Annotated in this window: 18 protein-coding genes and 1 tRNA gene; 10 read left to right on the forward strand and 9 right to left on the reverse strand. The window is 49.3% G+C overall.

Annotated features, from left to right (window positions below):
* The first annotated feature begins 3 nt into the window (after positions 1–3).
* Positions 4–3,183, forward strand: coding sequence for a tetratricopeptide repeat protein (locus ACQRBJ_RS00460; RefSeq protein WP_445302606.1), 3,180 nt, complete (start codon positions 4–6; stop codon positions 3,181–3,183).
* Between the two features lie 58 nt (positions 3,184–3,241).
* Here ACQRBJ_RS00460 and ACQRBJ_RS00465 read toward each other — a convergent pair whose 3' ends face one another.
* Both ACQRBJ_RS00465 and ACQRBJ_RS00470 read right to left on the reverse strand, forming a co-directional pair.
* Positions 3,242–3,844, reverse strand: coding sequence for a lysine exporter LysO family protein (locus ACQRBJ_RS00465; protein WP_294967874.1), 603 nt, complete (start codon positions 3,842–3,844; stop codon positions 3,242–3,244).
* The gene (locus ACQRBJ_RS00470; RefSeq protein WP_217760773.1) at positions 3,841–4,116 is read right to left on the reverse strand and encodes a LysO family transporter; all 276 of its coding nucleotides are present in this window, start codon (positions 4,114–4,116) and stop codon (positions 3,841–3,843) included. Before ACQRBJ_RS00470 ends, ACQRBJ_RS00465 begins: the two co-directional genes overlap by 4 nt.
* A gap of 189 nt (positions 4,117–4,305) precedes the next feature.
* Here ACQRBJ_RS00470 and ACQRBJ_RS00475 point away from each other — a divergent pair, with 189 nt between their 5' ends.
* On the forward strand, positions 4,306–5,874 hold the full coding sequence (locus ACQRBJ_RS00475) for a T9SS response regulator signal transducer PorX (RefSeq protein WP_218417755.1): 1,569 nt from the start codon (positions 4,306–4,308) through the stop codon (positions 5,872–5,874).
* 69 nt (positions 5,875–5,943) lie between these two features.
* On the forward strand, positions 5,944–6,354 hold the full coding sequence (tsaE, locus tag ACQRBJ_RS00480) for a tRNA (adenosine(37)-N6)-threonylcarbamoyltransferase complex ATPase subunit type 1 TsaE (RefSeq protein WP_293629680.1): 411 nt from the start codon (positions 5,944–5,946) through the stop codon (positions 6,352–6,354).
* 271 nt (positions 6,355–6,625) lie between these two features.
* Here tsaE and trxA read toward each other — a convergent pair whose 3' ends face one another.
* Together trxA and dnaE are read right to left on the reverse strand one after the other, a co-directional pair.
* Entirely contained in the window at positions 6,626–6,940 is a 315-nt protein-coding gene (gene trxA / locus ACQRBJ_RS00485) for a thioredoxin (RefSeq protein WP_294967877.1), read from the reverse strand.
* A 50-nt stretch (positions 6,941–6,990) separates the two neighbouring features.
* Positions 6,991–10,701, reverse strand: a complete 3,711-nt coding sequence (dnaE, locus tag ACQRBJ_RS00490) for a DNA polymerase III subunit alpha (RefSeq protein WP_295346764.1) — start codon at positions 10,699–10,701, stop codon at positions 6,991–6,993.
* A gap of 165 nt (positions 10,702–10,866) precedes the next feature.
* Here dnaE and ACQRBJ_RS00495 point away from each other — a divergent pair, with 165 nt between their 5' ends.
* Both ACQRBJ_RS00495 and pssA read left to right on the forward strand, forming a co-directional pair.
* Positions 10,867–11,559: a phosphatidylserine decarboxylase family protein gene (locus ACQRBJ_RS00495; RefSeq protein ID WP_153124515.1), complete on the forward strand. Its 693-nt coding sequence runs from the start codon at positions 10,867–10,869 to the stop codon at positions 11,557–11,559.
* A gap of 3 nt (positions 11,560–11,562) precedes the next feature.
* The gene (gene pssA, locus ACQRBJ_RS00500; protein WP_295346763.1) at positions 11,563–12,291 is read left to right on the forward strand and encodes a CDP-diacylglycerol--serine O-phosphatidyltransferase; all 729 of its coding nucleotides are present in this window, start codon (positions 11,563–11,565) and stop codon (positions 12,289–12,291) included.
* Between the two features lie 79 nt (positions 12,292–12,370).
* On the opposite strand, the gene pyrH is transcribed toward pssA, so the two are convergent.
* The 3 genes from pyrH to ACQRBJ_RS00515 all read right to left on the reverse strand — a co-directional run bounded on the left by pyrH (position 12,371) and on the right by ACQRBJ_RS00515 (position 14,312).
* Positions 12,371–13,081, reverse strand: a complete 711-nt coding sequence (gene pyrH / locus ACQRBJ_RS00505) for a UMP kinase (RefSeq protein ID WP_153124519.1) — start codon at positions 13,079–13,081, stop codon at positions 12,371–12,373.
* A gap of 44 nt (positions 13,082–13,125) precedes the next feature.
* Positions 13,126–13,863 (reverse strand): biotin--[acetyl-CoA-carboxylase] ligase, encoded by a 738-nt coding sequence (locus tag ACQRBJ_RS00510; RefSeq protein WP_218416917.1) that lies wholly within the window; start codon positions 13,861–13,863, stop codon positions 13,126–13,128.
* 71 nt (positions 13,864–13,934) lie between these two features.
* Positions 13,935–14,312 (reverse strand): YraN family protein, encoded by a 378-nt coding sequence (locus tag ACQRBJ_RS00515; RefSeq protein ID WP_445302607.1) that lies wholly within the window; start codon positions 14,310–14,312, stop codon positions 13,935–13,937.
* A gap of 103 nt (positions 14,313–14,415) precedes the next feature.
* On the opposite strand from ACQRBJ_RS00515, the gene ACQRBJ_RS00520 reads away from it, so the two are divergent.
* The gene (locus tag ACQRBJ_RS00520) at positions 14,416–14,862 is read left to right on the forward strand and encodes a nucleoside deaminase (protein WP_153124525.1); all 447 of its coding nucleotides are present in this window, start codon (positions 14,416–14,418) and stop codon (positions 14,860–14,862) included.
* A 92-nt stretch (positions 14,863–14,954) separates the two neighbouring features.
* On the opposite strand, the gene ACQRBJ_RS00525 is transcribed toward ACQRBJ_RS00520, so the two are convergent.
* Both ACQRBJ_RS00525 and rsmI read right to left on the reverse strand, forming a co-directional pair.
* Positions 14,955–15,806: a Cbp1 family collagen-binding glycoprotein adhesin gene (locus ACQRBJ_RS00525; protein WP_294967889.1), complete on the reverse strand. Its 852-nt coding sequence runs from the start codon at positions 15,804–15,806 to the stop codon at positions 14,955–14,957.
* Positions 15,807–15,954: 148 nt separating this feature from the next.
* The gene (rsmI, locus tag ACQRBJ_RS00530; RefSeq protein WP_153124529.1) at positions 15,955–16,692 is read right to left on the reverse strand and encodes a 16S rRNA (cytidine(1402)-2'-O)-methyltransferase; all 738 of its coding nucleotides are present in this window, start codon (positions 16,690–16,692) and stop codon (positions 15,955–15,957) included.
* 95 nt (positions 16,693–16,787) lie between these two features.
* Here rsmI and ACQRBJ_RS00535 point away from each other — a divergent pair, with 95 nt between their 5' ends.
* The 4 genes from ACQRBJ_RS00535 (at position 16,788) to ACQRBJ_RS00550 (ending at position 19,694) form a co-directional block, all read left to right on the forward strand.
* Complete coding sequence (locus ACQRBJ_RS00535; RefSeq protein ID WP_153124531.1) at positions 16,788–17,369, forward strand: thymidine kinase; 582 nt, start codon at positions 16,788–16,790, stop codon at positions 17,367–17,369.
* 76 nt (positions 17,370–17,445) lie between these two features.
* Positions 17,446–18,654 carry an AI-2E family transporter gene (locus ACQRBJ_RS00540; RefSeq protein ID WP_294967890.1) on the forward strand — a complete coding sequence of 403 codons (1,209 nt, stop codon included), beginning with the start codon at positions 17,446–17,448 and terminating at the stop codon, positions 18,652–18,654.
* 66 nt (positions 18,655–18,720) lie between these two features.
* A tRNA-Lys gene (locus ACQRBJ_RS00545) sits at positions 18,721–18,793 on the forward strand.
* A gap of 250 nt (positions 18,794–19,043) precedes the next feature.
* The gene (locus tag ACQRBJ_RS00550; protein ID WP_445302608.1) at positions 19,044–19,694 is read left to right on the forward strand and encodes a DUF4840 domain-containing protein; all 651 of its coding nucleotides are present in this window, start codon (positions 19,044–19,046) and stop codon (positions 19,692–19,694) included.
* Positions 19,695–19,748: the final 54 nt, after the last annotated feature.

The following is a 19,748-nucleotide window of genomic DNA, read 5'->3' on the forward strand; positions in this document are numbered from 1 at the left end:
AAGGTGAAACAACAGAATACTTTTCATTACGCCCTAGGCTTTGTCTTCCTGACGACAGCCCTGATTCTTACCGGATGCTCTACGCAGAAGAATACAGCGCAGAGCAGATGGTGGCACGCCTTTAATGCAAAGTACAACACCTATTATAATGGTACACTCGCCTATATCGATGGTTCGCTGGAGAAAGAGACGGGAAACAAGGACAACTATACCGAGCAGATTCCGCTCTATACCGTGAGCAACAAGAACAGCCGGGAAATCGGCAAGGCCAACTTCGACCGCGCCATCGAGAAATGCGAGAAGGCCATCCATCAGCACAGCATCAAGCGAAGACCGGAATGGACCAAAAACCGCCGCAAGACAGCCAAAGACATCGAATGGCTGAGTCGCCGGGAATACAACCCGTTCCTCTGGAAGGCATGGATGCTGATGGGCCGTTCGCAGTTCTATCAGGGAGATTTCGAGTCGGCAGCCGCCACCTTTTCCTATATGAGTCGCCTCTACGCCACCCAGCCCGCCATCTACGGCAAAGCCCGGGCCTGGCTCGCCAAATGCTATATCGAGCAGAACTGGAATTACGATGCCGAAGACGTGATTCGCAACATACTTCGCGATTCCATCCACTGGCGTGCCCAGAAAGAATGGGATTATACCTTTGCCGATTACTATATCCACACCGGCAATGCCGAGCAGGCCATTCCTTACCTCAGGAAAGTAATCAGCCACGAGATGCGCCGCAAGCAGAAAGCACGCGAATGGTATCTGATGGGACAGCTTCAGGCATCCATCGGCAACAAGAAAGAAGCCTATAAAGCCTTCAGGCACGTGATTCGCCAGAATCCACCTTACGAACTCGCCTTCAACGCCCGCATTGCCATGACCGAAGTGATGGCGAAAGACAATGCCGGCAAGATGATCAGCAGGCTGAAACGAATGGCTGCCTCCGACAACAACAAAGAATATCAGGACCAGATATACTATGCCATCGGCAATATACACCTCAGCAGGAAAGATACCCTGCAAGCCATAACGGCATACGAGAAAGGCAATCAGAAATCTACCCGCAACGGCATAGAAAAAGGCGTCTTGCTGCTGCATCTGGGCGATTTGTACTGGACCAAGGAGAAATTCTCCGATGCACGCAGATGCTACGGAGAAGCCATCGGACTGCTGGATAAGGACAGAAAGGACTACCAGCAACTCGCCAACCGATCCAAGGTGCTCGATGAACTGGTGCCCTATACCGATGCCGTGCAGTTGCAAGACTCATTGCAGCAACTTGCCAGGATGAGCGAGAAAGAACGCAATGCTGCCATCGACAGGGTTATTGACGCCCTGAAAAAGAAGGAAAAGGAAGAAAGAAACAGAAAGGCGGAGGAAGAAGCGGAATCAACCCTCCGGCAGGACGGCGGCAACCTTGCCAACAACAACAACTTTGCCTCCAGCAACAGCCCGCAGAAAAACAATGAGAATAGCGCCAACACCCCTGCCAACGGGCAATGGTATTTCTACTCTCCGCTGACCGTAAGCCAGGGAAAGGCGCAATTCCAGAAACTCTGGGGCAAGCGAGATAACGTGGACAACTGGCAACGCATCAACAAGACCGTTGTTGCCAACGCTGCCGGAGCTGAAGAGATAACAGATGAACAGAGAGACTCGCTGGCACAGGCTGCCGAACAGGAAGATTTACTCAAGCAGACTTCAGACAGTGCCGTCAACGATCCGCACAGACGCGAGTATTACCTGGCACAGATTCCGTTCACCCCAGAACAATTGGCTGAGAGCAACAAGCTGCTGGAAGACGGTCTGTATCATGCCGGAGTCATCTTCAAGGACAAGCTCGACAACCTGCCACTGAGCCGGAAATCCCTGCTGAGACTGGTCAACAACCATCCAGACTATGCACATCTGGATGACGCCTACTACCATCTATATCTGCTCTATTCCAGAGAACGGAAACCAGAGATGGCACAGACCTATCTGCAGAAACTGAAGGCAGAATACCCGGAAAGCCAGTGGACTACCCTCCTTTCCGACCCATACTATGCAGAGAATGCCAAGCGGGGGGTGCAGATAGAAGATTCTCTCTACACGCTCACCTATCAGGCTTTCAGGGACGGGGAATATGAAAAGGTGGAAAGGAACGCCCAGATATCACGGAACCGCTTCCCTGATGGGGCAAACCGTGATAAATTCCTCTTCATCGGCGGCCTCAGCAAGCTGAACGACGGCGATATCAAGAGCTGCCTGGCAGACCTCAAGGAAGTGGTCAGCAAGTATCCCGACAGCCGTCTGAGCGAGATGGCAGGTATGATCATCAACGGCGTGGATGCCGGCAGACGACTCTATGGGGGCAAATTCGACCTCAACGACGTATGGACCCGCAGAAGCATAGAGCTCAACGACCGGGATTCCACCAGGCAGAAGGGATATAGCCCGGAACGCAATGCCAGCTTCGTGTTCCTCCTTGCCTACGATCCGGACAAGACCAACGAGAACCAGCTGCTCTTCGAGATGGCGAAGTACAACTTTACCTCCTACATGGCACGCTATTTCGATATTAATATCGAGGACTTGGAGGGACTGCATCGCATGCAGATTAGTGGTTTCAACAGTTATGACGAAGCCCGCCAGTACGCCAACGCCGTATACCAGCAGCCCGCCATCAAGCGTCTGCTGGGCAATGTACGTGCCTACGTCATCAGCGAGCCGAACCTGAAGCTCCTGGGTACCAGCCATACCTACGAGGAGTATGAGAAGTTCTACAGCAAGCATTTCGCCCCTCTCCCTGTCAGCAAGCTTCCATTGCTTCTCGAACCTGCCGAAACAGCTCCAGCAGCAGAAGAAGAGCCTTCTTCAGAAGAGGCTACTTCTGAAGAATCGCCCAAAGCGGAACAATCACAAGAAGATAACACGCTGACAGTTCCAATAACCCCACAGGACGAACCGCTAAGCAGCGGAGAACTCGAAGTAGAAGGCAAGAAGGAAGAGATTCCGGAAAAGAAAGACGACGGAATCCTCGTGATTCCAAACCAGAAGGAAAAGAAAGACGACGGAACCCTCGTGATTCCAAACCAGAAGAAAGAGAAGAAGGAAGAAGATACCGGCATCTATTTTGATGACAGCAACTCTTCAGAAAGCATCGAACTGGAAGATGAATATTTCGAACTGGAAGGGTTCTAATGAATTGCCCATAGCGCCTGATGCATAACCAATGCACAGCGCTATGGGCAAGTTTCGTTTACAGAGAACAGAAGAATGTCACCAGGAACGGTACGGAGAAATCCACACAGAAACCATGGAAGATGGAAACGACGATGAAGCTCTCGCCCGAACTGCGGGTGATGATGGGCAACGTGGTATCCATCGTGGTGGCGCCACCTACGCTGATAGGTGCCAGTTTGCCGAAATACCTAGCCAGCAGCGGAGCACACAGCAGGGTGAGAATCTCGCGGCAGATGTTGGCTAGAAGGGCGATGGTACCCAGTTCTGCACCACGATACTGGGTGATGAAGATACTCGACAGCGAGTAGTATCCGAAGCCCGAACCGATGGCAAGACAGTCGCTGAGCTGGCGATGCCCCAATACCAGGGAGGCAGCAGCACATCCGGCAAAAGTTCCCAGAATGGTCATCACCGGCAGCATCATCAGCCGGGGATTCACCTTTCTGAAACTCTTCAATATAGAGGTATCGCAACCGATGCTGATACCCACGCAGAACATCAGGCAGCAGAGCGCATAATAGCTCACGTCGCTCGCCGGGAAGCTGGACGGAATCACATCACACAAGCCCACGATGATGCCCAGCACGAAGAAACCCACGATAATCAGACTACCTTTCATTTCCCAGCCTCCTTTCTGCAGACGTATCTCCACAATGCCCAGGCAAAGATTGCACTACCCAGACTTCCGGCTATCGTCAGCACGATGGCCTCAAGACCTAGAGTCTGCAGACCATTGACGATATGCGGGTTAGCCCCCACCTCGATACCGAGCAGGAACAGCAGCACCCATATCAGCGCTGTGATAACCCGGCCAATAAAACTCATTTTCCTGTTGCGAAGCAGATATCCCGTACCTATTCCGCACAACATAATCATTACAATCTTGAGCATTGTTTTCTTCTTTCTTCGTTTATTTTTCGTTTATTCATTACTAAATAATAATAACGGATTCCCGGTCTTTATATTATATCCTAACCCAAGAATACAACACTTTCAGCCCTATTAACATACTTTAATAGCAAGAATCGTTCTCCATTCAAGAATTCTTTGTACTTTAGCATCTTAAAAAAAGATACATTTATGAGCAACGGATTATTACTTTGGGTAGACGACGAGATAGAGCTTCTCAAAGCCCATATCATCTTTCTGGAAAAGAAAGGATACGAGGTGGTGACGGTGAGCAACGGGGCCGATGCCATCGACCAATGCAGGCAGCAGACCTTCGACCTCATCCTCCTCGACGAGATGATGCCGGGACTGAGCGGACTGGAGACCTTGCAGCATATCAAGGACATCCAGCCAGCCACACCCGTTGTGATGTGTACAAAAAGTGAAGAAGAAAACATCATGGACCAGGCTATCGGTTCCAAGATAGCCGACTATCTCATCAAGCCCGTAAACCCGAACCAGATTCTCCTGTCGCTCAAGAAGAATATACACCGCAAGGACATCGTGACGGAGGTAACGCAGAGCGGATACCAGCAGGACTACCAGCAGATAGCCATGCAGATGATGGACTGCCGCAACTTTCAAGACTGGATGGAAGTATACCGCCGGCTGGTGAAATGGGAGCTGGAACTGAGCGATACCGACAGTTCGATGACCGAGATGCTCTCCATGCAGAAGGAGGAGGCGAACATCGGCTTTGCCAAATACATCGCCAGGAACTATATGGACTGGGTAGACCCGAAGAATCTGGGCAAGGTGGTGGAAGGCAGACCCGTGATGAGTCCGGACATCTTCAAGACCAAGCTCTTCCCGATGCTCGACAAGGACGAAAAGGTGTTCCTCATCGTGATAGACAACTTCCGCTACGACCAGTGGAAGATGCTGGCGAAAGACATCGGCGACATGTACGACATCGAGGAAGACATGTATATGAGCATCCTGCCCACAGCCACCCAGTATGCCCGGAATGCCATCTTCAGCGGACTGATGCCCAACAAGATAGCCGAAATGTTTCCGGAACTGTGGGTGGACGAAGACGAAGAGGAAGGCAAGAACCTCAACGAGAAGCCGCTCATCCAGACGCAGCTGGACAGATATCGCAAGCACTACAGCTTCAGCTATCACAAGGTGAACGATTCGGCTGGAGCCGACAAGTTCCTGGAGCATTACAATGAATGCAAGGGCAACGACCTGAATGTGCTCGTCATCAACTTCATCGACATGCTCTCGCATGCACGAACCGAATCCAAGATGGTAAGGGAGCTGGCGAATACGGAATCTGCCTACCGCAGCATCACCCGGAGCTGGCTGCGCCACTCGGTACTGGCAGAGCTGTTCAAGCGGCTTGCCCAGAGCGATTTCAAGGTAATCATCACCACCGACCATGGCAGTATCCGCGCATCGAAGCCCATCAAGATTGTAGGCGACCGCAATACGAACACCAACCTGCGCTACAAGCTGGGCAAGAACCTGGCGTATAATGCCAAGGAAGTATTCACCATCAAGGAGCCCCACAAGGCACAGCTGCCTGCTCCTAATCTGAGCACTGCGTATGTCTTCGCCTACGGTGATGCCTTCTTCGCCTATCCGAACAACTATAATTATTATGTGTCGTACTACAAGGACACCTTCCAGCATGGTGGCATCTCGATGGAGGAAATGCTCATTCCACTCATCACGCTGACACCGAGAAAGAGATAAGCAAAGACTCCAGCAGCCTTAGCTAATCATAAAGTTCAATGTTCAAAATTCAAAGTTCAAAGTAAATATATGAAGATTAAGATTGATTCATTAGACAACATCCATGTAGCTGCCAGAGAATTTCTGGATAACATGGGCGACGGCAAGGTCTTTGCCTTCTATGGCAAGATGGGTGCCGGAAAAACAACATTTGTCAAAGCTATCTGCGAAGAGTTGGGAGTAGATGACGTCATCACCTCTCCTACCTTTGCCATCGTCAACGAATATACCGCTGGTAATGGCGACCCTGTCTATCACTTCGATTTCTATCGCATCAAGAAGCTGGACGAGGTATACGATATGGGCTATGAGGACTATTTCTACAGCGGAAACCTCTGCTTCCTGGAGTGGCCGGAGCTGATAGAAGACCTCCTGCCAGAAGACTGCACCAAGGTGACTATCACCGCCGAGGAGGATGGCAGCAGAAGCGTAGAATGGTAAGAAAAATACGTCCCGACGCAGACTTTACTACGTCCCGACGCAGTTCTCAGTACGTCCCGACGTAGCACGGTCTGCGTCGGGACGTATTTTCATACCCCTCGTGATGCAGTTGCCCGCCCCTCGCCGTGCAGCTACAGCCCCCTCGTAACGCTACCCAGCGGGCATGCAAAAAGTGACAAAGTCACTCGTCACCTTCTGCCAACAAAAAAGCACCTGACCAGAGACGGAAAATCTCCAGCCAGATGCCTTTAACCATTTTGCTTTCAGGACTTTACAAGAGAGCCTGGAACTTCTCAGTCAGGGTTGCCTTTGATGTAGCACCTACGAACTTGTCTACCAGCTGACCACCCTTGAAGAAGAGGATAGTAGGGATGTTGCGAACACCAAACTCCATAGCGATGTCGTCATTCTCCTCTACATCACACTTACCAACAACGATTTTACCATCAAACTCCTCAGCCAATTCTGACACGATAGGAGCAATCTGACGGCAAGGACCACACCATGTAGCCCACAAATCTACTACCAATGGCAACTCGCCATTCTTGTAACTCTCGAAATTCTCTGTTGTAATTGTTACTTCCATTTTCTGTACTTTTTATTTTATTTATGATTAATATTATCTGAGTATATTAACTAGTTAATCTGATAAGACATCTTCGGGTTGTCGTTCACGAACTGAATCAGTTCCCGGCTCACTCCTATCGCCCTGTCCTGTGCACGCATCGTAAAGTTGGTGTTGGTCTCAGAGTCATGAATCTGTATGAAGAGCTGCGCATGGCCCTCATCGTTCTCAACCAGCGTCTTGAGGTCGTTCACCAGCGTATCATCAACGATAGAGCTGTCGATGGAAATCGTAAACTTCTCCAATCTGTTCTCCTTCACGGTCTGCAGATATTCCACCGTACTGATCTTGAAGTCGAGATAGTTGCTGTTGCCATAGCGGGCTACGCACTTTGCCGTAACAAAGATGGTACTTCCCTCCACCATGACGCCTCGCCAGGTGCCCCAGTCCTCACCGAAAAGTGCCAGTTCGCCCGACCCCTCAAAGTCTTCGAGGGTAACGAATCCACAAGGCTTTCCGGTCTTGGTAAACTTGGATTTCACCTCGGTGATGATGCCGCCGAAGACGATGTCTTCCTTCTTGGCAAGCGCAACCTTGTCGCCCAGCTCCGCACAATGGGTATTGCAGAGGTTCTTGAGGATAATCTCATAATCATCCAGCGGATGAGCCGAGAGATAGATGCCCACCAGCTCGCGCTCCCTGTTCAGTCGCTCGATGGTGCTCCAGCCTTCCACCTCAGGAATAGGCGGAGTGGCTATCTCTACTGCTTCGGTTCCTCCGAAGAGCGATGTAGCCGCCTCCTGCTGCTCGCGCTGATAGAGCTGGCCATAGCGCACCAAGGTATCGAGGAAGGTCTCACCCTTGCTGTTCTTGCCGAAGAACTGCTCACGGCGGATGCCGAAGCTGTCGAAACCGCCACTCAGCGCCAAGGTCTCGAAAGCCTTGCGGTTAACGCAGGAGAAGTCTACACGTTCTGCAAAATCGAAGATGGTCTTATAGGGACCGTTCTTCTCCCTTTCTGCCACGATGGCATCGGCAGCCGGAGCTCCCATACCCTTGATAGCAGAAAGACCGAATCGGATTTCGCCATGTTCGTTCACACCGAAGGCACGGTAACTCTCGTTCACGTCAGGTCCCAGCGTCTTGATATCCATCGACTGGCACTCCTCCATCAGCTTGGTGATTTCGGTAATCTGGGCAAAGCGGCGGGTCATCAGCGCTGCCATGTATTCGGCAGGATAGTGAGCCTTGAGATAAGCCGTCTGATAGGCTACCCACGAATAGCAGGTGGCATGCGACTTGTTGAAGGCGTAGGAAGCAAACTTCTCCCAGTCGCTCCATATCTTCTCCAACACCTTCGGATCGTGTCCGTTCTCCTGTCCCTGCTTGATGAATTTAGGCTTCATTGCATCTACGATTGCCTTCTTCTTCTTACCCATCGCCTTACGGAGGGCATCAGACTCACCTCGGGTGAAGCTGGCAAGCTGACGGGAAAGGAGCATCACCTGCTCCTGATAGACCGTGATGCCGTAGGTATCCTTCAGATACTTCTCCATGCACGGGATATCGTAGGTAATCGCCTGCTTACCGTTCTTGCGGGCGATGAAGTCAGGGATATAGTCCATAGGACCCGGACGGTAGAGGGCATTCATGGCGATGAGGTCCTCAAACACCGTAGGCTTCAGCTCGCGGAGATACTTCTGCATGCCAGGCGACTCGAACTGGAAGGTTCCGATGGTCTGTCCGCGCTGGTAGAGCTGATAGGTCAGCTCATCATCGATAGGGATGGCATCGAGGTCTACCACGTCGCCCGTGGTCTGCTTGATGACCTTGCATGCCTCCTTCATCTCGGAGAGGGTCTTCAAGCCCAGGAAGTCCATCTTGATGAGTCCGGTGGTCTCGATGACGTGACCGTCGTATTGGGTTACTGCCGTCTTCAGTCCCGGAAAATCAGGGTCATCGGCAGTAGATACAGGCACCCAGTTGCTGATAGGGTCTCGGCAGATGATGAATCCGCAGGCATGGATACCCGTGCCACGGATGGTGCCCTCCAGCATCTTGGCATATTTGATGGTATTGCTCTCGCGGGGGTCGGTGGAGTATTCTGCCTCTCTCAGCTCCGGCGTATACTTGATGGCATTGGGAAGATTCATCTTCGCGCCGTCAGGCAGACGGTCTGGAATCGCCTTGCAGAGCGCATTCGCCTTGTCGAGCGGCAGCTTCTCTACTCGGGCCACGTCCTTGATGGAGTTCTTCGTTGCCATCGAACCGTATGTAATAATGTGGGCACAGTTCTCATGACCGTACTTATCCATTACCCAGCGCAAGACCTTGCCTCGTCCATCATCATCAAAGTCGGTATCGATATCAGGCAGGTTGACACGGTCAGGGTTCAGGAAACGCTCAAACAGGAGGTCGTACTTCAAAGGGTCAATCTTGGTAATGCCCAGGCAATAGGCCACCACGGAACCAGCCGCAGAACCACGGCCCGGACCCACCATCACGCCCAGCTCCTCGCGAGCCGCCCTGATGAAGTCGCTCACGATGAGGAAGTAGCCAGGGAAACCCATGGTCTTCATCACGTGGAGCTCGAAGTTCACATGCTCGTCCACGTTCGCCGGCAGCGGATCTCCATAGAGCTGCCTGGCTCCCTCGTAGGCAAGATGGCGCAGATACTCGGCCTCAAACTTGATGCGGTATATCTTGTCGTAGCCGCCCAGACGGTCAATCACCTTCTGTCCTTCCTCCGGCGGCAGCTGATTCTCGCCGTTCTCATCGCTGGTGAATTCCTTGTAAAGGTCTTCCTCTGATACCTTCTGGCGCAGTTGCTCCTCGGTACCGAAACTCTCCGGAATGGGGAAGAAAGGCATGATTGGTCCGTGGTCGATGCTATAGATTTCCACCTTGTCAAGCACCTCCAGCGTGTTAGACAGTGCCTCGGGAATATCCGAGAAGACATCATTCATCTCCTGACGGGTCTTGAACCACTCCTGCTTGGAATATCGCATACGGTTAGGATCGTCCAGGTCCTTGCCGGTAGCTATACAGAGCAGGTGGTCGTGGGCCTCAGCCGTCTCCTTGTCCTCGAAGTGGCAGTCGTTGGTGCATACGAGCTTGATGCCGTATTCCCTAGCCATCTCTATGAGCACCTTGTTGGCCTTCTGCTGCAGCTGGAAAGCCTCGCGGTTGGCCAGGAAAGGAAGCGGTTCCTTCACCTCGTGGCGCTGAAGCTCCAGATAGTAGTCGTCGCCAAAGAGATTATGATACCACTCGCAAGCCTCGCGGGCTCCCTCGATGTCGCCATGCAATATCTTAGACGGAACCTCACCGGCAATACATGCCGAACAGACTATCAGATCCTCGTGGTATTTTTCCAGGTCGGCACGGTCGGTTCGCGGACGCATATAGTATCCATCCACCCAGGCATTGCTGACCAGCTGGATGAGGTTCTTGTATCCATTATAGTTTTTGGCAAGCACGATGAGGTGGTAACCACTCATATCGCCCTTGTCTTTCTCACGGTCTTCCTTTCTTCGGCGGGCCACGTACATCTCACAGCCAATGATAGGCTTGAAGGGCTCCAGTCCCTCTTTCTTGCGATCCTTGTTCACCTTGGCGCAATAATCCGTGAGTTCCTTAATACCGAACATCACACCATGGTCGGTAACAGCCATACCCTTCATGCCGTCCTTGATGGCCTTGTCAACGAGATGCGGAATCTTAGACTGACCGTCGAGGATGGAATACTGCGTATGCACATGTAAATGAACAAAATCTTCCATTATACGTTCTAAATTTCAAAATTTGAGTCCAAAGTTACGGCTAAAAGTTGATATTCCAAAAGAAAAAAGAGAAAAAATTGAAAAACATAAAAGAAACGCCCAAAAAATTTGCTAAAACGACAAAAATACAGTACCTTTGCACCAATAAAAACTTAATCCTACCTTATGGGACAAAAAATAAAGAAACTGAAAAAGATAAGACTGCATCGCGAAGGCACTGATCAGCTGGTGGGCGGAGCGATAGCGTTAGTAGCCATTGCGGCGATATTATGGGGAGCTTTTGACACCAAAATTCCATTCTGGATTTTCTTGGTTGTCTTCGGTGTGGTTTACTGCATCGTGCTCAATTTCTATCGCTGCCCTATCCGCTACCTGAACGTAGAGGATACAGAGAAGCTCGTCGTAGCTCCTGCCGATGGCAAGATTGTGGTAATAGAAGAAGTAGATAATGCGCCATATTTTAATGACAAGCGATTGATGATTTCCATCTTCATGAGCCTTTGGAACGTACATGCCAACTGGTTCCCGGTAGACGGAAAGGTGAAATTCGTAAAGCATGTGGATGGCAACTACCACAAGGCTTGGCTGCCTAAGGCAAGCGAGGAAAACGAGCATGCAGACGTCATGATCACTACCCCTGAGGGCGTAGATGTATTGTGCCGTCAGATTGCCGGTGCCGTAGCGCGCCGTATCGTAACTTATGCAAAGGAAGGCGAAGAGTGCTATATCGACGAGCACCTTGGCTTTATCAAACTAGGTTCACGTGTGGATGTTTACTTGCCTCTCGGAACAGAAGTATGTGTGAAGATGGGACAGTCTACCACGGGTGACCAAACCATCATTGCAAAATTGAAATAAAAAATGAGCATGAAGAAACATATCCCTAACACGATAACATGCTGCAACCTGATATCAGGCTGCATTGCTACATCGTTTGCCTTCGGTGGAAATCCAGAGATGGCTTTGTTGTGGATAATCATTGGAGCCACCTTCGACTTCTTCGACGGTATGAGCGCACGCCTGCTGCACGTTTCATCACCTATCGGCAAGGAGCTGGATTCGCTGGCTGACGACGTAACCTTCGGCGTGGCGCCTGCCACCATCGTATTCTCTCATCTACAGGTGATGGAATACCCTGAGTTTCTGGAGCCGATGCGCCCATGGCTGCCTTATGCAGCCTTCATCATCGCAGCCTTCTCGGCATTGCGACTGGCAAAGTTCAATCTTGATGAGCGCCAGACCACCTCTTTCATCGGGATTCCTACTCCAGCCAACGCCCTGTTCTGGGGGTCGCTGGTAGTATTCAATCCTGCCTGGCTTACAAACCTGAGCTGGTCGGTATATCTCGTCCTGGCTCTCATCCTCATCACCAGCTACCTGCTGGTATGCGAGATGCCATTGTTTGCCCTGAAGTTCAAGCAGTGGTCGTTCAAGGGCAATGAGGTGAAATATGGTTTCTCAGGCTTTGCCGTGGCAATTCTTGCCCTCTCGGTAGCAGACGAGGGCGCAAGAGGATTCCTGCAGGGCTGGTGGATCATCATCCTGATGTATGTTCTCCTCTCTGCCATCCTATTCATGAGAAAGAAATAAAGGATTTAATCAAATAAAACAAAAGGCTTACTCCCCAGACAGGGATGTAAGCCTTTTATCGTTTGCCGGGACTGGCAGATTAATTGTGCACAAGCGTACCAATCTCCTCACCGTCCATCACCTTCTTCAGGTTACCTACAACATCCATATTGAATACGTAGATAGGAAGGTTGTTCTCCTTACACATGGTAGTAGCTGTCAGGTCCATAACCTTCAAGCCCTTTGTATAAATCTCATCGTATGTAATGTCGCTAAACTTGGTTGCGGTAGGATCCTTCTCCGGGTCGGCAGTATAGATACCGTCCACACGGGTACCCTTCAACATGACATCTGCCTCAATCTCGATACCACGGAGAGAAGAGCCGGTATCAGTAGTGAAGTAAGGACTGCCTGTACCGGCAGAGAAGATGCAGATATAGCCATCCTCCATTGCCTCGATAGCCTTCCACTTGGTATAGAACTCACCGATTGGTTCCATGCGGATGGCTGTGAGCACCTTGTTCTTGACGCCCAAAGCTCCGAGCGCACTACTCAAAGCAAGAGAATTGATAACTGTAGCACACATGCCCATCTGGTCGCCCTTCACACGGTCGAATCCCTTCTGGCTGCCACTCAATCCACGGAAGATATTGCCACCGCCGATAACGATGCCAATCTGCACACCCATCTCGTGAACTTCCTTGATCTGCTTAGCATAATCACTCAAGCGCTCAGGGTCGATACCGAAGCTCTGCTTGCCCATCAGGCTCTCACCGCTCAACTTCAAAAGAATTCTTTTAAACTTTGCCATAAATATTTTGTTAAATGTTTATTGTTTAATGTTTACTTCAGGGATTAAGTATTTATCAGAAACTTGATTTCGCCGAATGCATACGAACGGATCACTCCCTTCTTGTCGTGAAGGATAAGATGACCGTCGTCCTCAACCTCAACGAAGGCTCCCTCGAACTTGCCATCCTTGTCCTCATACCAATGATAGCCCTTGCGACGGTAGAGCGAAAGATGGTAGATGCCCGACACATCCATATAGTCGGCACGGCGCAGGAGTTCGTAGTATCTGCAGAAAGCCTCAATCACCTTCTGCAGCACCTCTTCCCTATCCACCTCATGCCCCAGGATCTGAGCCAGAGATACAGGGTTAGGCGCGTCGCTCCTGAACTCCATCTGATTGATATTGATGCCGATGCCGAAGATGCAGCGCTTGATGCCCCTGGAATCGATAGACGTCTCTATCAGCGTACCACTGATTTTCCTGTCGTTCCAATACACATCGTTAGGCCATTTCAGCGTAAACCCGTCAGCATAGGAATCCAGGGCATCCTTGATGGCAAGGGCTCCCACCTCGGAAAGCAGGAACTGCTGACGAACCGGCACCCACACAGGGCAAGCCAACATACTGAACAGGAGGTTCTTGCCCTCCTCGCTCTCCCAGGTATGCGTGCCCTGTCCCCTGCCGGCTGTCTGGAAATCAGCCACGGCAATGGTGAGTGCAGTCTCATCGTATGAACTTAATTCCTTCAGGAAGTGATTGGTAGAATCCACTTCCTTCAATCTTATTATCTTCTTTTCCATTTTATCTTTTTCCTAATATAGATAATGTATAGACCGTACTTATATACATAGGTACACCCCTCATGACATGATTACAGTATCAGCATCGGATTGAAGGCATCCTTGAGATGTTCGAGGCACTTCACCTGATGGCCTACACCTACCACAGAGATGATATCGAAGCGCAGTTCCTTCTCCACCTGATGCTCCTTGACATAAGCATTGGCAGCTATCGCCAGATTGCGCATCTTTCTGCCATCAACGGCTTCCTCCGGCCGCTGGTAATCATCACCGGAACGGGTCTTCACCTCTACCACCACCAAGGTCTTTCCATCTGGCGAAAGAGCCAGGATATCCAGGTCTCTCTTACCTATCTTCCAGTCCCGGTCGATGATAACATAGCCTTCGCCTTCAAGGTAAAGAGCCGCCTCGTCTTCTCCCCATACACCTAATTCATTATGCTCTGCCATAGTCTATTTCCTTTATTTTGCATCAAAAGATACTTTTACCTTGCAAAAATAATAAAAATAGTTCACACTTCAAACTTTTTTATGTAATTTTGCACTAAAAACAATGGAAGATATCAAGAAAAAAGACGAAGCCTACATGCGCCGTGCCCTGATAGAGGCACAAGCGGCATTTGATGAAGACGAAATACCGGTGGGCGCCATCATCGTATGCAAGGACCGGATCATATCCCGTGCCCACAATCTTACCGAGATGCTGACCGATGTCACAGCCCATGCCGAAATGCAGGCCATCACATCGGGCGCCAACATGCTGGGCGGGAAATATCTGAAGGACTGCACGCTCTATGTCACCGTAGAACCTTGCGTCATGTGCGCCGGAGCATTGGGATGGGCACAGATAAGCCGGGTAGTATACGGAGCAGGAGATGAGAAGAGGGGGTATACAAAATATGCGCCCGATGCACTGCATCCTAAGACTACAGTTACATCGGGCGTACTGGAAGATGAGTGCCGGGCACTCATGCAGGAATTCTTCGCCAGAAAGAGATAGGAATCTTTTTCTCTATCTCTTCCCGGCTTATCACTTGATTGTAAAATCCGGATGATAATTCAATCTCCGGATGATTACCTTATTTCTACTGATTACTTAACCAAAACAACCAGGTACTTGCTGGTGCTCCAGAAGAGCTGTGAGTTGGTGATGTGGAGAGTATACTGCTTGTTGGCATCACGAACCAGAGAATAGCTGCTTGATGGGTGGATAGTAAGCAACTTAGCTGACTTAGAGTACAACTTAATCTCTGAGAGGTTGCGGATATCCACCTTGGTGAAGTAATTCTTGTTGAAGTTGCCAGTCATGACTTTACCGTCCTGAATGATACTCTGCTCCTTCAGCTCCTTCTTGGTACCGAATACATACCATGCGGTATGGATCTGCTTATCCTGAGCATTGATAGTCTCAGTCTTCTGATTGCTCTCAGCAGTAAGACGGTTGGTCTTGGTATTGAGGTTATTTACTGTCTCATCGAGTGCAGCAATATGAATATCTTTCTTGTCAAGTTCCTCACGCAGAGTCTGGAGCTGTGCATCCTTCTCCTCCAACTGCTTCTGCAAGCCCTCGATGGTCTTCTGCAGCTGAGCACCCTTCAAGGTACCGTTGGCAAGCTGCTTCTGGAGCTTGGCAATGAGTTCACGGTTCTGCTTCATACGGTCAGCAATGAACTGGATGTCTTCCTTGAGCTTCTGCTTCTTGTTGACACCCTCGCCATCCTTAGCAAGACTAACGCGATGCTCAGCCTCACTAATCTGCTGGAAACCTTCCTCGATTTCGTTCAAGGTACCCAGCAAATCGTTAATTTCACTGTCTTTCTGTGCAATAATGCCATTAAGAGAATCTGCCTGAGCAGTGTTTTGAGCAGCAGAATCATTCTTGCCGTTGTTACAACCAGTCAAACAAAATGCTGCTACGCATGCTACTAAAAAAAGCTTTTTCATAATCTGTCTCCTTAATATGATTTAATAATTCGTATTTATACTACATGAAAGAATGCGTGTATACGCCTTCCATACATAGTAATTACGCTGTCGCTTCATTATTATTACGTGATAAACCCGCATTTATTATATTTAAACACGAATTTATTTACTGATTCATGTTTTTTCTACGTTCTTCACGCTTTTTTTCCTTCAATTCCTCTTTTAATTGTTTAGGATCCTTACCAGCCAGCACGATGACGAACTCACCTCTAGGCTCCACCTCCTCAAAATGGGCGATGACCTCAGCGAGGGTTCCTCTTACGCTCTCCTCGTGTATCTTGGAGATTTCCCGACAACAACTCACCTGCCTGTCTTCACCGAAATTCTCGGCAAACTGCTGCAAGGTTTTCACCACACGATAAGGCGACTCATAGAATATCATGGTCCGCACTTCGTCCTTGAGAGATTCCAAATAGGTTTGTCTGCCCTTTTTCTGAGGAATGAAACCCTCGAAGCAGAATCTATCACAAGGCAATCCCGACGACACGATGGCTGGAATGCAAGCCGTAGGTCCCGGAAGGGTCTGAACGGTGATGCCCGCCTTTGCCGCCTCGCGAGCCAGATAGAAACCCGGATCGCTGATGCCTGGTGTTCCTGCATCACTGATAAGAGCGATGGTCTCACCAGCCTTCAACCGCTCAACGATGGAAGCCGAAGTGCCATGCTCATTAAACTTGTGATGCGCAACTAATCGATTTCGAATATCGAAATGCTTCAGTAGGACACTCGATGTCCGAGTGTCCTCAGCGAGTACCAAATCAGCTTCTTTCAAGACCCTGATAGCTCGCATTGTCATGTCCTCCATGTTACCAACAGGAGTAGGTACGATATACAATATGCCCATATAGGGTACAAATGTAGTTAATTAATCTTTCTAAGCAAAAAAAAATGCGTTTTCTTTGCATTTTTTAAAACCTTATTAGTAATTTTGTCCCCGAAATGACAGAAAATCTAATTGGGGAGGCACATCGCCCCGGAAGAATTGAAGTGGTGTGCGGATCAATGTTCTCTGGAAAAACAGAGGAATTGATTCGAAGAATGAAGCGTGCGAAGTTCGCCAAGCAGAAGGTAGAAATCTTCAAACCTGCGCTTGACACTCGTTACTCCGAGGAAGACGTAGTGAGCCATGATCTGAACTCTATCCGATCTACTCCTATCGAGTCCTCAGGATCTATACTCCTTTTGGCCTCTGATATCGACGTGGTCGGTATTGATGAAGCCCAGTTCCTAGACAATGGCCTGGTAGATGTATGCAACCAGCTTGCCAACCGTGGCGTCCGTGTGATCGTTGCCGGTCTCGACATGGACTTCAAGGGCGTTCCCTTCGGACCAATCCCTGCCCTCTGCGCCATTGCAGACGAAGTGACCAAGGTTCATGCAATCTGCGTGAAATGCGGAGCCCTGGCTTACGTGAGCCATCGACTGGTGCATAACGAAAAGCGGGTGCTTTTGGGTGAAAAGGATGAATACGAGCCGCTCTGCCGCGACTGCTATCAGAAAGCCCTCCACAAGGAGGAGTGAAAAGTGAAGAGTGAAGAATTCAAAAGCCTTTGCTGATCATAAAGTTCAAAGCTCAAAGTTCAAAATTCAAAGTAATATGCCTAAGGAGATTACATTCGATAAGTTTATACGATGGGCAGGCGTTACGCTCATCGTCTTTGCGGTGTTATATATCACCAATTACTTGAGCGAGGTACTTTTACCATTCGTCATAGCATGGTTTTTTGCCTACCTGCTCTATCCGGTCGTGAAGTTTATCGAGAACAAACTCCACATCAAGGTTCGTGCCCTGTCCATCATACTGGCAATGGGAGCTGCCATCGCAGTCATCGGTGGCGTACTGTGGCTCATCATTCCACCGATGATCGACCAGTTTGACAAACTAGGGGAAGTCTTGACCCGCTGGCTGCACCAAACCACCCACACCAACAACCTGACGGCGATGATCAAGGAGTGGCTGCAGGAAAATCAGGCACAGATAGAACATTTCCTGAAGAGCAAGGACTTCAGCGATGCCCTCAAGACAACGATGCCCAAGCTGTTCTCCGTTGTAGGACAAACGGCAAACATCATCATCAGCATCGTGGCATCCATGATTACCTTATTATATATGTTCTTTATCCTGCTCGACTATGAGACATTAACCGCCAACTGGGTTCGCATCTTCCCTAAGAAGAACCGCCCTTTCTGGCAAGAGCTGATGAAAGATGTAGAACGAGAGCTCAACAACTATATCCGCGGCCAGGGAATGGTGGCCCTCTGCATGGGTATCATGTTCTGTATTGGCTTTACCATCATCGGCTTCCCGATGGCTATCGGTCTGGGCATTCTTATAGGTATCATGGACCTGGTACCTTACCTTCATACCTTCGCCCTCATCCCTACCGCCTTCCTTGCCATGCTCAAGGCGGCAGATACCGGTCAAAACTTCTGGATGGTCTTCGGACTTGCCTTCCTGGTATTCTGCGTGGTTCAGGTGATTACGGATATGGTGGTTACACCAAAGATTATGGGCAAGGCGATGGGCTTGAACCCAGCAATTCTGCTATTAAGTCTTTCCATCTGGGGTGCCCTGCTGGGCTTCATCGGTCTGATTATCGCACTACCTCTCACCACCCTGCTCATAGCTTATTGGCAGCGGTATGTGACGAGAGAAAAGCCGCAATACCAAACTCCAGACACTCCGCCTGATGAGATTCAGCAAAATGCGGAAGAGATAGCTCATTCCCTCAAAATGAGTGGAAAATTGGCCGAAAAAGCTATCCCAGAGAGCGAAAATGAAGAAAAACAGCAAAAAAACGACTAAATATTTGGTTATTTGAAAAATATGTCGTACCTTTGCACTCGCTTTTGAAACCAAAGGTTGGAGATTGACTCGCTAGCTCAGCTGGTAGAGCACAACACTTTTAATGTTGGGGTCATGGGTTCGAGCCCCATGCGAGTCACAGATCTCAGAAAAAGGACTTTCCGTTATGGCAAGTCCTTTTTTCGTATACATTTAACTGAGACGCCCAGACTAAACTGGGATATCCTGCAAGACAACCATTGCACATCAGAAGGAATAAAAAGAATAAAAAACAGAACCTTTTAATATTTCTTAACAAATACAGATGCAAGATTCATGTAAAGTCTCGTTTTATTATACGGAAATACTGATAATAAACAATATTATAGCAAAATAAATTAGAAAACAAAATGAAGAAATTTACATTACTCACTGTTTTGGCAGCTTTCGTTGCTGCATTCTCTTTCACTTCCTGTAACACTGATGGCGACAGCTACACACCATTGACTCTCGAACAGCAGAAGTCTTTTCAGGCAGCAATGGCTGTAGGTTCATACAACAACATGATGCTTCTCTTTGAGAAGAAGAATGAAGCCAATGTAAACAAGCAGATTGACTCTGTTGCAGTATCTTGCAGAGTAAGCATGTACGGTGACAGTACAATCACTATGACCAACTTCCCTATCGCTCAGCTCGCAGAGCACATCTCTAACAAAAATCTGGCTGAAGCTCTCGCAAAGGAAGCGCCAAGAACCATTACATGCAAGTATCAGGTTGCACCAAACAGTACATCAGCTATGGCTTACTTCCTGGCATGTCCTAGCGTAATCGAGCTGAACCTGACTTACGGTACGGACAACAAGAGCCACAAGGTACAGTTTGCCTTTGCGCCTAACCAGATGTATTACGGCTACTGCACACTGAACGAGCCAAGACAGTTAGGATTCCAGTTCTATCTTGCCCAGCTTTGGGTTGACGGAGCACAGACATCTTATCTCAAGAACTCTGTATCCGGCAACAGCTATGTACAATTCGCTTGCCGCAATGCATTCAAGAAATAAAAATAAGATTAGAAACAAGAATCAAAAGTAAAAAAGAATATAGTTAATACTCTC

The organism is Prevotella sp. SGI.167, assembly GCF_050313615.1.
In the GTDB taxonomy this organism is placed as follows: domain Bacteria; phylum Bacteroidota; class Bacteroidia; order Bacteroidales; family Bacteroidaceae; genus Prevotella.